Origin of the sequence: Pedobacter sp. GSP4 (assembly GCF_051857575.1) — a bacterium.
In the GTDB taxonomy this organism is placed as follows: domain Bacteria; phylum Bacteroidota; class Bacteroidia; order Sphingobacteriales; family Sphingobacteriaceae; genus Pedobacter.
Genome location: NZ_JBPZIR010000004.1, coordinates 32,579 through 46,780 on the forward strand (window position 1 = coordinate 32,579; position 14,202 = coordinate 46,780).

14 protein-coding genes and 1 pseudogene are annotated in these 14,202 nt (G+C 40.9%); 6 read left to right on the forward strand and 9 right to left on the reverse strand.

Annotation, left to right across the window (positions count from 1 at the left end):
• Positions 1-20: 20 nt before the first annotated feature.
• Both ACS5PU_RS10985 and ACS5PU_RS10990 read right to left on the reverse strand, forming a co-directional pair.
• The gene (locus tag ACS5PU_RS10985; protein ID WP_439459335.1) at positions 21-821 is read right to left on the reverse strand and encodes a hypothetical protein; all 801 of its coding nucleotides are present in this window, start codon (positions 819-821) and stop codon (positions 21-23) included.
• A gap of 97 nt (positions 822-918) precedes the next feature.
• Positions 919-1,776 (reverse strand): helix-turn-helix domain-containing protein, encoded by an 858-nt coding sequence (locus tag ACS5PU_RS10990; RefSeq protein ID WP_439459336.1) that lies wholly within the window; start codon positions 1,774-1,776, stop codon positions 919-921.
• A 200-nt stretch (positions 1,777-1,976) separates the two neighbouring features.
• Between ACS5PU_RS10990 and hxlB the strand changes: the two genes are divergently transcribed.
• A complete protein-coding gene (hxlB, locus tag ACS5PU_RS10995; RefSeq protein ID WP_439459337.1) occupies positions 1,977-2,582 on the forward strand; it encodes a 6-phospho-3-hexuloisomerase in 606 nt (201 codons plus the stop codon).
• 36 nt (positions 2,583-2,618) lie between these two features.
• Positions 2,619-3,251, forward strand: a complete 633-nt coding sequence (gene hxlA, locus ACS5PU_RS11000; RefSeq protein WP_439459338.1) for a 3-hexulose-6-phosphate synthase — start codon at positions 2,619-2,621, stop codon at positions 3,249-3,251.
• Between the two features lie 545 nt (positions 3,252-3,796).
• Here the strand turns inward: hxlA and ACS5PU_RS11005 are convergent.
• The 7 genes and pseudogenes from ACS5PU_RS11005 to nhaA form a co-directional block, all read right to left on the reverse strand.
• Positions 3,797-4,099 carry an ArsR/SmtB family transcription factor gene (locus tag ACS5PU_RS11005; RefSeq protein ID WP_088300346.1) on the reverse strand — a complete coding sequence of 101 codons (303 nt, stop codon included), beginning with the start codon at positions 4,097-4,099 and terminating at the stop codon, positions 3,797-3,799.
• A 10-nt stretch (positions 4,100-4,109) separates the two neighbouring features.
• A complete protein-coding gene (locus tag ACS5PU_RS11010) occupies positions 4,110-4,847 on the reverse strand; it encodes a metallophosphoesterase family protein (protein WP_088300345.1) in 738 nt (245 codons plus the stop codon).
• 3 nt (positions 4,848-4,850) lie between these two features.
• Positions 4,851-5,621: a metallophosphoesterase family protein gene (locus tag ACS5PU_RS11015; RefSeq protein WP_088300344.1), complete on the reverse strand. Its 771-nt coding sequence runs from the start codon at positions 5,619-5,621 to the stop codon at positions 4,851-4,853.
• The gene (gene arsB, locus ACS5PU_RS11020) at positions 5,621-6,706 is read right to left on the reverse strand and encodes an ACR3 family arsenite efflux transporter (protein WP_088300343.1); all 1,086 of its coding nucleotides are present in this window, start codon (positions 6,704-6,706) and stop codon (positions 5,621-5,623) included. Before arsB ends, ACS5PU_RS11015 begins: the two co-directional genes overlap by 1 nt.
• A 17-nt stretch (positions 6,707-6,723) precedes the next feature.
• Positions 6,724-7,194, reverse strand: coding sequence for a DUF6428 family protein (locus ACS5PU_RS11025; protein WP_088300342.1), 471 nt, complete (start codon positions 7,192-7,194; stop codon positions 6,724-6,726).
• 58 nt (positions 7,195-7,252) lie between these two features.
• A complete protein-coding gene (locus tag ACS5PU_RS11030; protein WP_088300341.1) occupies positions 7,253-7,582 on the reverse strand; it encodes an ArsR/SmtB family transcription factor in 330 nt (109 codons plus the stop codon).
• Between the two features lie 58 nt (positions 7,583-7,640).
• A pseudogene (nhaA, locus tag ACS5PU_RS11035) lies at positions 7,641-8,844 on the reverse strand (Na+/H+ antiporter NhaA).
• 240 nt (positions 8,845-9,084) lie between these two features.
• Between nhaA and ACS5PU_RS11040 the strand changes: the two are divergent.
• The 4 genes from ACS5PU_RS11040 to ACS5PU_RS11055 all read left to right on the forward strand — a co-directional run bounded on the left by ACS5PU_RS11040 (position 9,085) and on the right by ACS5PU_RS11055 (position 14,199).
• Positions 9,085-10,623 (forward strand): SulP family inorganic anion transporter, encoded by a 1,539-nt coding sequence (locus tag ACS5PU_RS11040; RefSeq protein ID WP_088300340.1) that lies wholly within the window; start codon positions 9,085-9,087, stop codon positions 10,621-10,623.
• A 295-nt stretch (positions 10,624-10,918) separates the two neighbouring features.
• Positions 10,919-12,115, forward strand: a complete 1,197-nt coding sequence (locus tag ACS5PU_RS11045; protein ID WP_008245487.1) for a sulfite oxidase — start codon at positions 10,919-10,921, stop codon at positions 12,113-12,115.
• 158 nt (positions 12,116-12,273) lie between these two features.
• A complete protein-coding gene (locus ACS5PU_RS11050) occupies positions 12,274-12,804 on the forward strand; it encodes a DUF305 domain-containing protein (protein WP_056095405.1) in 531 nt (176 codons plus the stop codon).
• A gap of 3 nt (positions 12,805-12,807) precedes the next feature.
• Positions 12,808-14,199 (forward strand): beta-propeller fold lactonase family protein, encoded by a 1,392-nt coding sequence (locus ACS5PU_RS11055; RefSeq protein ID WP_056095402.1) that lies wholly within the window; start codon positions 12,808-12,810, stop codon positions 14,197-14,199.
• The last annotated feature ends 3 nt before the right edge of the window (positions 14,200-14,202 follow it).

Sequence of the window (14,202 nt, forward strand, 5' to 3'; positions counted from 1 at the left end):
AGATTTACTTCGAAATTATGTTAGTCTGGATAATATTCAAGTTCCCTGATTTTTAGGAAGTCGGGTTCGCCGGCGCGCGTTTCGACAGACTGTAGCCAGTTGTTTTTATGATCTGCTTTGGAGAACTTGATTGTTTTAAAACGCTGAAAGTATCCCATTTGGATGTAGTAGGAAGCGTATTCGATAAGGGCCCCATTTTGTGGGCCATAGGTGTAGGTTGATTTAGCCGTTTGTTTGCCTTTAGCATCGAGGTAGGATATTTCGGTGAGGTTACCATAAGCATCGTAAGTTCTGAGTATGGTTTGGCTGAGCGTGCTGTCTGCCCTGAAATCTTCTTCTTTGATGAGCTGGCCAAGTTTATCGTTGGTCATTTTTGCCCAGGATAGTGTTTTGCCCTGCTGATCTGTGGTCAGCCTTTCCTGTAGAATCCCGTTCTTGCCATATTTTTTGATTGTGATCAGGCTTGAATAGTCTCTACTGGTTTCTGTCCTACTGCCATCCTTTGCAGTCTTCATAGTGATGCCCCTTTCAGGACTCTCGCTGATGGGATTTCCTTTGGCGTCGTACCTATAATCCCAGCTTTTGATGTCATGGTTCCATTCGTCGATGGTGGTAACTTTGGTCTTAAAACCATCCGGATTGTAGGCTGTTTTGGTTTTTTTGACAAACAAACGGTCGCCGTTTCTGCTAACAGAATACCAGGTCTCAGTCCGGGTTTTTACCTTTCCCCTTAACAGTTCAGTAGAGAGGTCGTTTTCTTTTTTTTGTGCCTGCAGCGTGAGCAGGAAGGTAAGCAATAGGGAAATGAGCGTTGTTTTCATCGGTGGTTTGGTACTTTCCTTGGTTTTCTGTTTAAGCGAAGATATGAAAAACCATACAATGCGTTTTTGATGATTAGCCTATACTAGACAATTTAATTTAAACCAGCGTATTTTTATTTGATTCGATATGTGCACGGGCCGTTTTCTGGAATTCCTCGGGAGTTTGGCCGGTCTGTTTCTTGAAAAAGCGGCTAAAATACGGCCGATCACTGAAACCCAGGTCGTAGGCAATTTCCTTAATGGTTACCTCGCTATGGATAATCTTTCGCTTCGCCTCGAGGATAATCCTGTCGTGGATGATCTGCGTACCTGTTTTATCCAGTTTTTCGCGCAAAATCTGGTTAAGCCTTTTTGAACTGATTCCCAATTTTCCTGCATAAAAATCAATATTAGTAACGGTTTGAAAATTGCTTTCCAATAACATCAAAAACTCGTACACCCGCTTTTGATGGATATCGTGACCGGTAAATTCCAGCTCTTTCACCGATATCAGTTTCAGCAGTAATACTTTGAGGAGGGCCTTCATCATCTCAAAATTATTCCCTTTCTGGTATTCACTTTCCATGATGCTGTAGATACTGCCCAGTTCCTTCGCGGCACCCTCTTCCAGCCTAATACACGAGAACTCTCCCTGTACGTTGAAGATCCTGAATAAATCCAACAGGAAATCTTTATCTTCTTCTTCCAGCATAGACCTTTTAAAGGAGATCAGTTCACCATTTTTGCCCGCCTTGTTCAGCTGGTGCACCCGGTAGGGTGGGATTAAATATACCCAGTCGCCTTTAATACGGTAAGCCGGATCAGATATGCCGTGTAGTGGATCTTCGTTCTTTAACCATACAATCTCAAAGAAATCCTTTCTATCCGGATCGTTCAGATAACTTGGAGGACAGTTATTTAGATTGCGGATGTAGAGTACCGCCTTTCCCAGGCCAGTTGCATTTTCGGTATACATGATGCAAAGATAGGCACTTAGCATAATCCACGTTGGACAAAAGGGTAATTTTAGAGGACAATTCGGAAATGACAAATTATCAGGGTGTCTTTTATGACTTTCTATCTATAAAATTTCCAGATTGTCCCATTAAATGTGCTGTTTGTGTAAAAGCACTCTCTGTTCATCCCTATACCTTTGAACCCATTCAAGTAAAGCAAATGAACAATACGACAATGGATAATGAGGAGTTGGATTTTCAGCAGTTGAACTGGGAACTGCAATTAAACCTCGATCTGGTACTGGATGAAAACATACGGTTGGCCAAGAAAATAAATACCGAAAACCTGATTCCTTTAATAGGGGCAATACAGCAGGCGCCCCGTGTGTTTCTTGTAGCCACAGGGCGTTCGGGCTTTTCGTTACGCGGTGCTGCAATGCGTTTGATGCACCTGGGCCTCGAGGTATTTTTTGTGGGCGATACTACAACCCCTGCAATCCGGCAAGGAGACCTGCTGCTGGTGGCCTCAGGCTCAGGCACAACCCCTTCAATGGTCAGGGCTGGCGAAAAAGCAGTTGCGGTAGGGGCAAAAGTTATCGCCATTACAACCGCACCAGCATCTGACCTGGCAAAATTAGCTTTTCACACCGTTATCATACCGGCTGCCGGAAAGCAGGAGCTGGAGGGCACAAAATCCAGGCAATATGCCGGTAGCCTCTTCGAGCAATTTTTGCTGCTATTAATGGACGTTGTTTTTCAATCGTTATGGAAAATGGACGGAACACCCGCAGAGGAACTGTGGAAGCGCCACGCAAACCTCGAATAATATGATGAATTAAATAAACTTAAATACATACAAATCATGGCAAAATTACAAGTAGCAATAGATTTATTAACAACAGAAGAAGCATTGGCATTGGCCGCAAAGGTTGCACCTTATGTCGATATTATTGAACTGGGCACCCCATTGATCAAAAACATGGGATCTGGGGTAATCACCGCAATGAAGCATGCACACCCCGATAAATTGGTATTTGCAGACCTTAAAACTGCTGATGCAGGTGAGCTTGAAGCAGATATTGCTTTTAAAGCGGGTGCAGATTTGGTAACGGTAATGGGCGCAGCAGGAAATGCAACAATAATTGGTGCAATTAAAGCCGCAAAAGCGCATGGAAAAGGTGTGGTTGTGGATACCATCGGTTACCCCGACCGGGTTAAAAGAGCGCAAGAGGTGACTGCATTAGGCGTTGAGTTTGTTGAACTTCATGCAGGACTGGATGAGCAATGGACGGAAGGTTACTCTATTCATGTATTAATTGATGAGGCCGCAAGAGCAGGCGTACCTGTTTCTATTGCTGGTGGGGTAAATATCGACAACGTAGCGGCAGTAATCAAAGCTGGAGCCCAGGTTGCCGTTGCCGGAGCAGCTATTTACGGTGCCGAAAATCCGGCAGCAGCAGCAAAAGCACTTCGTGAAGCAATCGATGCTGCCTAAGGTGTTGAACTATAAGTAAAAAAGAGCGCTCCAGAGCGCTCTTTTTTTGGATCTTTATTTTCGTTAAGGAGAAAGTAGTGCCCGCTGTTCCTATTGTTCCGCAAGAGTTCTACGTACTAGAGAATAGAAAAGAGTCTTAGCCTCGGTTAGTAAAATGAAATAGCTTCAAACAAAAAAAGCCCATCTTTCGATGAGCTTTTAATCAGTAGAGTCAATCCGCGGAAGTTCGAACTTTTATGAGCATTGCGAAGCGATAGTTGATTTTGAGAATTTGTTAAACAATAAGGTGGAAAGGCAGTATCGTAAAAAGAAATTACTATAAGTTTTACCAAGGAATTTATCATTTTGAAATCTATTCCAATAGCCTCTTCAATGAATTGTTTCGCCCATTTTTGTATTATCAAGAAACGACCGTTTTTTGATAATTGGAAGAAGAGAAATAATGATCGCAATATTTCTCTTGCTCTGCCGTGTATTAGAACCCCTAGCTGAACTATCATAGATAGCTTAAACCTTGGTCTTGCAGCTTTGAATTGGTGCTTGCTCTAAAAAACTGTTAAATAGCAAATTAAATTGTTCAGAGAAATCCAAAAGGCGTACCAGTTAATGCAATAACGTGATCGTAAATTTGAGGTATTCCCTTTTATAAGTCCAGCAACTTCTAAGGCTTTAAGATGCTTTGCAACTGAAGATTCTTCAATTGGCAGATCGTTTATTACTCCTTCAGTACAACTTTCTTTCCTTGCAAGCCGGATCATTATAGCCATCCGGGCTGGGTGTGCCAAGACCCGCATGAACTTTGCAAGCTGCTTTTCTATTGGCGCATAGTCTCTGGTGTTGACCTCCATTTGGTTAGTGTTATTTGGCTAGTCGCAATGCATCTGCAAATTCACTTTGCAACAAACTATTTTCAATAGCTCTTGCTGAGGCTTCTACGTCATATTCAAACCTTATAAACTCTACCTGTATGCTGTTTTTATCTGATAGGGAGCTGTCTGCAGCAATGGTAAGTATCACATAGCAGCCCCTGGGATCTCCGTCTTTAGGCTTTCCTACCGACCCGAGGTTAACTACGTGCTTAAACTTATTATCATTATCCTCTAAAATACGATGGTAAGGCTTGTGAGAATGACCAACAAAGAGCATGTCTGCACCTGCTTCCTGCATCATATCTAAAACATACTTTTCATCCGTATCTATTAAAATATATTCATCTATACTTCTGGTGCTGCCGTGGGCAAAAACAAGATTGAGTGTTTCGGATTGTAGTTTGTATTCCAATTTAATGTGCGCAGGCAGTGTCTTCAGGTAATCTCTATTATCCTGGCTGATTAAATGATACGCATAATTCTTCCCTGGCTCCTGGAGACTATTCGGGGTTGTAATTAATTTTTCAACCTTCTGGTCATGATTACCTTTCAAAGTTCCGATTCCACGCTTACGGATCTCCTGGATAATTTCGTTTGGATAGATGTGGTATCCCACCAGATCACCGAGACAATAAACGGCATCGGGTTTTTGGTCATCCATATCGTCTAACATTGATTTAAATGCAGGTAGATTGGCATGAATATCTGAAAATAGTGCTATTCTCATACCTTATCCTCTACGCAACATGTCTGCATATTCATTCGGAAGAGGACTATCCTCTACGGCTTTAGCTGCCTTTTCTATATCATACTCAAAGCGAATAAATTCGACTTTAACACTGTCCTTATTGTTTACTGTACTATCAGGGTTGATGGTTAAAATAACATAACCACCCCTTGGGTCGCTGTCTTTTGGTTTACCTACTGAGCCAATATTAATGGCATGCCTGAAATGATCCGCACCTTCATTCCCTGAGTTTAAAATTCTATGATAAGGCTTGTGGGTATGGCCAAAACACATAATATCTGCATCTGCCTGTTCCATGATCCGAAGCATGCTTTTTTCATCACGGTCTTCAAAAAGGTATTCATTGACCTTACGGGGGCTACCATGTACAAACAGAATATTGCGTTTATCGTGGTTCAACTGGTATTCTAGTCTAATGTGAGCAGGAAGGGTTCTTAGATAAGCACGCTGTTCGTCCCTTACCACTTCGTTTGTGTAGGAGATAGAAACCTTACCTAATGCTTTTTCTTCTTCTGTTTTATAGGCACAACCGCAATCATCACTAGACCTGCCAATGCCCCAGTCATAATTTCCTGCGATAGTTGGTATGCCTCGTTTGCGAATTTCATCTATTACTTCGTTTGGCCAGATGTTATATCCAACTAAATCTCCAAGGCAATAAATTGCATCAGTGTTTCTGGTTTCAACGTGTTTAAAAAAGGCTTCCAGGGCAGGAAGATTAGCATGGATATCTGAAAAAAGTGCAATTCTCATTAATGTATGGTGTTTAATTTTTTTGACGGATAGTATTTCTTGCGGAAGTAAAAAGCAAGGTTGACCAGGGCAATCAGTGCCGGGACTTCAACCAAAGGGCCAATAACGCCCGCAAATGCTTGTCCCGAATTGATTCCAAAAACACCAATAGCAACTGCTATGGCCAGTTCGAAATTATTTCCTGTGGCCGTAAAAGCAATTGATGTACTTCTTGAATAGTCTGCACCGAAGTAACGGCCAGCAAAAAAGCTGATCACAAACATGATAGAAAAATAAATAACAAGGGGTATAGCAATTCTTACTACATCCATAGGAATTTGTACAATCAGTTCGCCCTTCAGGCTAAACATAATTACGATAGTAAAAAGTAGCGCTATCAAAGTAATTGGGGAAATCAGCGGGATAAACTTGTTTTGAAACCAGTCTTCACCTTTCAGTTTAATAAGGCCGTACCGACTGATTATACCCATTGCAAAGGGAAGCCCCAGGTAGATTCCTACGCTTTTAGCAATCTCGGAAATGGTGATGTTTACTTCAAGGCTCTCCAGACCAAAAAAAGGTGGCAAAACGGTAATAAAGATATAAGCAAACACACTGTAGAGCAATACCTGAAAAATGCTGTTCAGTGCAATCAAGCCTGCTGCATATTCCCTGTTACCCTCTGCAAGCTCGTTCCAGACCACCACCATAGCAATACACCTTGCCAGGCCAATAAGGATCAGCCCAACCATATATTCCGGATAATCTCTTAAAAAAGTGATTGCTAAAAAAAACATTAGAAGTGGACCAATTACCCAATTCAGAACCAGGGATACGCTTAAGACTTTAGTGTCTTTAAAAACTTCTCCCATCTTTTCATATTTCACCTTAGCAAGTGGCGGATACATCATTAAGATCAGTCCGATAGCTAATGGGATGTTTGTGGTTCCACTGGAAAACGAGTTTATAAATCCGGAGGAAGATGGTAGAAAATAGCCGGTAGCTACACCGATACCCATCGCTAGAAAAATCCATAGTGTAAGGTACCGGTCTAAAAAGCTTAATTTTCTTCTTTCGGCAGCAGGTGCACAGTTGTTTGCAGACATAGTTTATGATTGATTATTTAGCAGCAACCGCCACCTGGTGTACACGCTGATCCTGAAGCAGCAAGATTCTGAAATTGTACTTTTTGTTTTACTTCAGGAACACCACATAGTTCCGGAGCAAGGCACGCTGTTGTCTTAGCAATAAGCAGGAAGTTTTTACCATCGTAACCAAGGTCGTATTTACCAATAGTTTGAGCCTGGTATTCTACCTCAATTTCCAGATCTTCCATCGCCAATACTTCTTCAGAAAGAGATATGATGTTTAGCAACTTGCCTGCTTTCAAACGATGCTCAAAATCGTTGGCATCCCAAAGTTGGAAGTTGGCTACTTTTTCATGACGTACCGTACCGCCACAATCAATAAAATCTTTAGTAACAACACCAACTTCGGTCACATGGAAATGTTCAGGAACTGGTGTACCGTTTTCTAATTGAAAGTTTACGCTTTCAGCCTGCGCCAAGTGGGCTTTTATTTCTGATAGTTTCATAATTAAAGATTTAAGTATTTTTATATTGCAATTAAACGATTGATTTGATTAAAAAAAGCTAGCAGCAGCTAGCTTCTAGCTTATATGATCCAAGGAAGGCACCGATTTGGGCTTCCAGTAATTTCCATGTTTCAGGGTTTATGCAATAGCAAACGCTAACCCCTTCGATGGTACCCTGGATAATCCCGACAGACTTTAATTCCCTTAAATGCTGGGAGATTGTAGCTTGGGCAAGACCCAGCTCCTCTACAAGATCTCCACAAATACAAGTATTGAAAACTAGTATTCTTTGCAGAATAGCAATACGTGCAGGGTGAGCCATTGCTTTTAATAGCTGAGCAAGCTGGTTCTGCTCGGAGGTAAACATTTCGGTTTTTGTAAGTCCCATATAATATTGCAATATTACGATTTATTAATGAAACAACAAATTTATCAGAATATTAATTTTAATTCTTCTGATCTCTCTTTTTGCTGCTAAGGTTTAAAATCAAATAACCTAATAGTCCTGATATTACGGAGCCGACAAGAATTGAAAACTTTGCTTCCTGAACAAGCAGCGGGTCAGCGAAGGATAAGATTGATATAAATATGGACATGGTAAACCCGATACCTGCAAGTAGGCCAACACCAAGGATATGAACCCATTTTGCATTTTCAGGTAGCTCACTTAGCTTAAGCTTTACGCTGAGCCATGATATAAATAATATACCCAAAGATTTACCAATAACCAGACCTAGCACAATGCCCATTCCCAGACCTGTAAAAAGCCCTTCTACCATGCCGTTTTCAAAACGGATGTTGGTGTTGGCCAGTGCAAATATTGGAATGATCAGAAAATTAACGGGTTTAGTAAGTGCATGCTCTAGTTTTTCCAGTGGAGACTCTTTATGATCTGCTGTTGTGGGTAGTGTAAGCGCTATCAAAACTCCTGCAATAGTTGCATGAATGCCTGAGTGATGAACAAAGTACCAGATAAAAATACCTGGAATTAGGTAAAAGGCAAGGTTCTTTAACCCGAAGCGATTAAAGAGGAACAGTAGTATCAATATAGCCCCGGAATAAACCATATTCATATAGTGGAGATCCGAAGAGTAAAATACCGCGATTACTAATATTGCAAGCAGATCATCAACAATAGCCAGGGCAGCTAGAAAGATCTTTAGGGAAAGTGGAACCTTTACTCAGGAGCGATAGAATGGCTAGTGCAAAAGCAATGTCTGTAGCCATTGGTATACCCCATCCGCTAGCAGTTGGCGTATCACGGTTAAATATGGTATAGATTATTGCCGGCACAATGGCACCACCAATCGCACATATAATCGGAAGTATTGCCTTTTTAGGTGAGGAAAGTTCACCTTCCACAATTTCCCTTTTAATTTCAAGTCCCACCAAAAGAAAGAAAATGGCCATCAGGCCATCATTGATCCATAGCGCAACAGAATACTTTAAATGTAAACTGGTGGTTTCATATCCAATTTGATTCGCTAAAAAGTTATCAAAGCCTTCACCCAGTGGCGAGTTTGCTATTATTAAAGACAAAATTAAACAGGAAAATAAGATAATCCCACTTGATGTTGTAGAGTTGAAAAAGTCTTTAAAAACCTTTTTGTTGATCGACATTGGCATATTTTTCAAATATAACATTTTCATTTTTACGGTCTAAATCTGCCTCCTGTTAATTCAGACACCAGAGCAAAACCATAGGTAATGACAGATTTTAAAAATATTTTTCTATTTTTGCATCAATCGAAATGAGAAAAGTTAAACAAGTTTCATATAACCCTGTGACAAAGCCCTGAATTCTTTCAGTGACTCTTTTCTCCCTTAGCATAATCCCTTGCTAGGGCAATGCCCCTTATTTTATAATTTTTGACCTTTAATTTTATTGGTATGTTCTTACGTACACGTTTTTTTGACTTATCTCAAAAAGTCAACTACAAAACCGAAATTTTGGCTGGCATCACTGTGGCCATGACCATGATGCCTGAATCGCTCTCCTTCGCTATCCTTGCGGGTTTCCCCCCCTTGGTCGGTCTTTATGCAGCTTTTATTATGGGGCTTGTAACCTCAGTTCTGGGCGGTCGTCCAGGTCTGATCTCAGGCGGTGCAGGAGCAGTCGTAGTTGTGCTGATTGCTTTGATGCAGGCGCATGGAATTGAATATGTATTCGCCGCTGTAGCCCTCGCCGGCGCCTTTCAGATCCTGGTAGGTCTTTTCAAGCTTGGGAAATTTATCAGACTTGTTCCCCAACCGGTAATGTATGGCTTTGTTAATGGACTGGCAGTTATTATATTCATGGCCCAGATTGAACAGTTCAAAACCATCATCAATGGAAAAGAGGCCTGGTTGACCGGTAGCCCACTTTTAATCATGGCCGGGTTGGTTGCGCTTACCATTGCTATCGTACTATTCTTTCCAAAGATAACAAAGGCGGTACCACCATCCCTGGTTGCTATTATTGTTGTTTTTCTTGTCGTCCTCGGGTTCGGTATCGATACTAAAACAGTAAGCGATATTGCCTCTGTCAGCGGAGGGTTTCCACCATTTCACATTCCTCAGATTCCATTGACATTTGAAACCTTTCAAATTATATTGCCCTATGCCGCGATCATGGCAGGAGTTGGGCTTACCGAGGGGCTGTTAACACTTAACCTAGTAGACGAAATTACTGCAACCAGGGGGAATGGTAACCGTGAATCAATAGCTCAGGGTATTGCCAATATTCTGAATGGCTTTTTCTATGGTATGGGAGGATGTCCAATGATTGCTCAGACTTTGGTAAATCTTTCAGCAGGGGCGAGAGCCCGCCTGTCGGGCATAGTGGCAGCACTCACTATTTTGCTTATCATTCTGTTTGGCGCACCGATAATTGGTTTAGTTCCAATGGCTGCCCTTACAGGCGTGATGATCATGGTGGCCGTAGGAACCTTTGAGTGGATCAGTTTACGGATCATCAATAAAATGCCAAAACAAGATATATTTATTGGCATACTGGTGGCTGCGATCACCATTTGGCTTCATAACCTCGCCCTTGCAGTTTTAATTGGTGTAATTATATCGGCACTTGTTTTTGCCTGGGAGAGTGCAAAAAGGATTCGTGCAAGAAAATTCGTGGATGGAAGTGGCACCAAGCACTACGAAATTTATGGGCCATTGTTTTTTGGTTCAGTTACAGCGTTCACTGAAAAGTTCGATGTTAATGAAGACCCATCTGAAGTAATTGTTGATTTTAAGGACAGTCGAGTGTCGGATATGTCTGCTATTGAAGCATTAAACAAGTTAACAGAACGATACCATCTCGCGGGTAAAAAACTTCATTTAAAACATTTAAGCGAAGATTGTAGGCTACTACTTAAAAACGCTGAAAGTGTTATTGATGTTAATATATATGAAGATCCGACATATCGTGTCGCTATTGACAAATCTTAAGTATAAATTAGAAATTTGGATGGAGCTTTTTATATAGCTCCTCCAGTATTTCCGTTATCATTATTCCCTCGTTTTTTGAAAGATGACTGCTAGTCCTATCACTATTCCACCGTTTTTTGATAGAAATTGAGATGAGTATTTGATAAACAGTTATAGAACTATTGTGTCTTTTCTAGCAGGCCAGCGATGAAGTAAAGTCTACAGTTGTTTCCTTTCAACCATCAAGAAAAAGGAAGAATACAAGTTATCCTATGAGAGATTTTTGGCTATATTGTAATCACCTACATTTATTGAAATGAAAAACGACAAAACATCACAAAACTACACGTTAAACAGACGTAATTTTGTTACTGGAATTATCCCGGTGATAGCTGGCGCAACAATACCATCCTGGGCTTCGGCGAAGGAGATTCAACAAACCAGAGAAGACAATGACTTTCCAGGACTTATTACGCGAGAGAAAAAGCCATTAAATATGGAGTTTCCATTTCCTACGTTAAAAAACAGGATTACTCCAAATAACCAGTTCTTCATCAGGAGTCATTTTAATATTCCCAATATTGATGCTACAAATTGGGAATTAGAGATTGGCGGCAACACCAATCATGTCATAAAGATCAATCTGAGCGAACTTAAAAAGCTTCCTGCAAAAAAGGTAATGGCTACTATAGAATGTGCCGGAAACGGACGTGCTAACCTCGCCCCAAAAGTGAAGGGTTTAGGATGGGAACAAGGTGGGATCAGCAATGCTGAATGGACAGGAGTACCTTTATCCGTATTGTTAAAGAAGGCTGGCATAAAGGTGGGTACGGTAGACATTATTTTGGAAGGGAATGATGAGGGGATGATTACAGAAGAGCCGAAATCACCAGGAAAAATCAAATTCGCCCGAAGCATTCCGTTAAATATAGCAATGCAGGATCACATCATCATCGCCTATGAAATGAATGGAAAACCATTGAGTGCTGAACATGGTTTCCCGGCAAGGGCAATTATTCCAGGATGGTATGGTATGGCATCTGTGAAATGGCTGATGAAAATTACTGCATCTGAAAAGCCGTTTGATGGCTATTGGCAGACGATTGAATATGCTTACTGGAAGCGTGTTGAAGGACTACCTACCTTGACGCCCGTAACCACTACATTGGTTAAGTCTGAAATATCAAGGCCGGTATTGTTTGAAGCGGTGCCGGCTGGAAAACCTTATCAAGTAAGGGGTGCAGGATGGTCAGGTGATAGTAACCTATCGAAAGTAGAAATAAGCACGGATAAAGGAAATTCATGGCAACCAGCAAAATTAATTGGTCCTGCTATCCCTTTCGCCTGGCAGCTATTTGAATTTGAATGGGTGGTTCCTGCTAAGACTGGAAGATATAGTTTAATGGCTAGAGCGACAGATCAAAATGGCAAAACGCAACCCATGGAGCATGATTTAGACAGAAGAACTTACATGGTTAATTTTATCTCGCCAATTGATGTAGATGTAATATAGCTCAATAAGAACAAATTTCAGGATCTTGCGGTTATCGCATAAGGCTTGTTTGGCATAAACAGTTTATCACAATTAATATTCTACATCAAACCATGATCAGATTCACGTCTATACTTCTACTATTTGCTAGTTTCTCTGCACGAGCACAACATGAACACATGCAAATGGCAACTAAAAAAAATGTCTTCCTTGGGCAAATGGCTCATATGATGATGAAGATGGATGAAATATCAGCTACCACATCTGCAGACAGAGATTTCATACAAATGATGATCCCACATCACCAGGGTGCTATTGATATGGCAGAAGAAGAGATTAAGACCGGAAAAAATAAAGAAATGATTCAGCTAGCTAAAAGTATCAAAGCTGAGCAACAAACCCAGATTCAGCAAATGCGACTCCTGCTCAGCCATCCTGAAGGATTTATCGCTACAGGCAACCAACATCAAAACGCCAACCAGAAGATGATGAAAGTGATGATGGAACAAATGCCTGAAGAAAAACAATTGTCTGATACTGATCTGTCCTTTGCAAGGATAATGCTTCCTCACCATCAGGCTGCCATCGACATGGCTAAAGTTGAGTTGCGGTATGGAAAAAATAAAAATGTAAAAAGACTGGCCGAGAATATTATCTCAGATGAACAGATAGAAATCCAACAAATGAAGACATTTACAAACTCCCATTAACATATGAAAAAGATATCCTTGTTTACGCTATTAATATTCAGTTTTGCCCTACAATCAAAAGCACAATCAATCTATGCCCAAGACAGGGTTTATACAGGCAATCAGATATCTAATACGGTTTCTGTCTTAGATCCCTCAACACAAACGCTATTAGGAAATATTGTTCTTGGTAAACCCCAACCTGATATCTTAAGTCCTCTATATAAGGGACAGGCCCTGGTTCATGGCCTGGGTTATTCCCCTAAAAGGCAATTACTAGCAGCGGTTTCCATTGGATCAAATTCAGTAACCTTTATTTCAACAGCAAAAAATAAAGTTTTAAAAACTGTTTATATCGGACGTTCACCGCATGAGGCAACCTTTAACCCTTCAGGATCACAGGCATGGATATCGGTAAGAGGAGAATCGTATATCAGCGTAATTGATGCAAATAAACTGATTGAAATCAAGCAAATTCCAGTAGCCGACGGCCCGGGAATGGTTGCTTTTACTCCAGATGGAAAATGGGCTTATATTTGTTCCAGCTTTACTGCAGAAGTGGATGTAGTGAATGCAACTTCTTATGCTATTGTAAAGCGTATTCCAGTAGTTAGTCCATTTTCTCCAAATATATTCTGTAGTCCTGATGGGAAATGGATTGCATTGACACATAAGGATGTAGGGAAGATCACTGTCATCAGCACGGAGACAAATACGATACATACAGTACTAAATACAGGTCCAATTACCAACCATGTCACTTTTACTTTAGTTAATGATTCACCTGTGATGCTGGCAACCATTGGCGGAGAAAACAGCTTAAAAGTATTTAGTGTTTCACAAGATTTCAAGCTTACTGATAGCGTTGCGACAGGATCATTGCCACATGGCGTCTGGACTTCGGCAGATGGTAAATTTGCATATGTCGGATTAGAAAATGATGACCAGGTACAAGTGGTTGATCTGGTAAAAATGGCCGTTGTAAAAACCATTGCTATTGGACAATGTCCGCAAGCATTGTTGTACGCCGCTAATGCCAGCCCTGCAAATGCCTCAAAAGAAAATTTAACCCCGCTTAATCTTGCAGACAAAAGTCAGGTGATTAAATTGATGAATAAGGATAATTCAATGTCATCAGGCATGCTAAACGTAAGAAGCGTAGGCTTGACTGATCTTGTCCAACAGGACTTTAAAAAACTCGAGCCAAATACTTCGTATACTTTAGCGTTAACCAACTCCTCAAATGATACGTTTAACGCAGATTATGTCATCAATTCTTTTAAGACCGATGAAAAAGGAGCTTTTAGCGGTCAATCCTCGGGGATAATTAAGAGTGTAGGAACAGGTGGCGCCGATTATAAACATGTGGTTCTTATTGATGATCTTTCAAAAAAGCTGGTGATGATCAGTAACTAATGT

What these genes read in the sequence shown, in the direction of transcription:
- ACS5PU_RS11055 (WP_056095402.1), top strand. Translation starts at nt 12,808, where the DNA reads ATGAAAAAGATATCCTTGTTTACGCTATTAATATTCAGTTTTGCCCTA.
- arsB (WP_088300343.1), bottom strand. Translation starts at nt 6,706, where the DNA reads ATGTCTGCAAACAACTGTGCACCTGCTGCCGAAAGAAGAAAATTAAGC.
- ACS5PU_RS11015 (WP_088300344.1), bottom strand. Translation starts at nt 5,621, where the DNA reads ATGAGAATTGCACTTTTTTCAGATATCCATGCTAATCTTCCTGCCCTG.
- hxlB (WP_439459337.1), top strand. Translation starts at nt 1,977, where the DNA reads ATGAACAATACGACAATGGATAATGAGGAGTTGGATTTTCAGCAGTTG.
- ACS5PU_RS11030 (WP_088300341.1), bottom strand. Translation starts at nt 7,582, where the DNA reads ATGGGACTTACAAAAACCGAAATGTTTACCTCCGAGCAGAACCAGCTT.
- hxlA (WP_439459338.1), top strand. Translation starts at nt 2,619, where the DNA reads ATGGCAAAATTACAAGTAGCAATAGATTTATTAACAACAGAAGAAGCA.
- ACS5PU_RS10990 (WP_439459336.1), bottom strand. Translation starts at nt 1,776, where the DNA reads ATGTATACCGAAAATGCAACTGGCCTGGGAAAGGCGGTACTCTACATC.
- ACS5PU_RS11010 (WP_088300345.1), bottom strand. Translation starts at nt 4,847, where the DNA reads ATGAGAATAGCACTATTTTCAGATATTCATGCCAATCTACCTGCATTT.
- ACS5PU_RS11050 (WP_056095405.1), top strand. Translation starts at nt 12,274, where the DNA reads ATGCAAATGGCAACTAAAAAAAATGTCTTCCTTGGGCAAATGGCTCAT.
- ACS5PU_RS10985 (WP_439459335.1), bottom strand. Translation starts at nt 821, where the DNA reads ATGAAAACAACGCTCATTTCCCTATTGCTTACCTTCCTGCTCACGCTG.
- ACS5PU_RS11040 (WP_088300340.1), top strand. Translation starts at nt 9,085, where the DNA reads ATGTTCTTACGTACACGTTTTTTTGACTTATCTCAAAAAGTCAACTAC.
- ACS5PU_RS11045 (WP_008245487.1), top strand. Translation starts at nt 10,919, where the DNA reads ATGAAAAACGACAAAACATCACAAAACTACACGTTAAACAGACGTAAT.
- ACS5PU_RS11025 (WP_088300342.1), bottom strand. Translation starts at nt 7,194, where the DNA reads ATGAAACTATCAGAAATAAAAGCCCACTTGGCGCAGGCTGAAAGCGTA.
- ACS5PU_RS11005 (WP_088300346.1), bottom strand. Translation starts at nt 4,099, where the DNA reads ATGGAGGTCAACACCAGAGACTATGCGCCAATAGAAAAGCAGCTTGCA.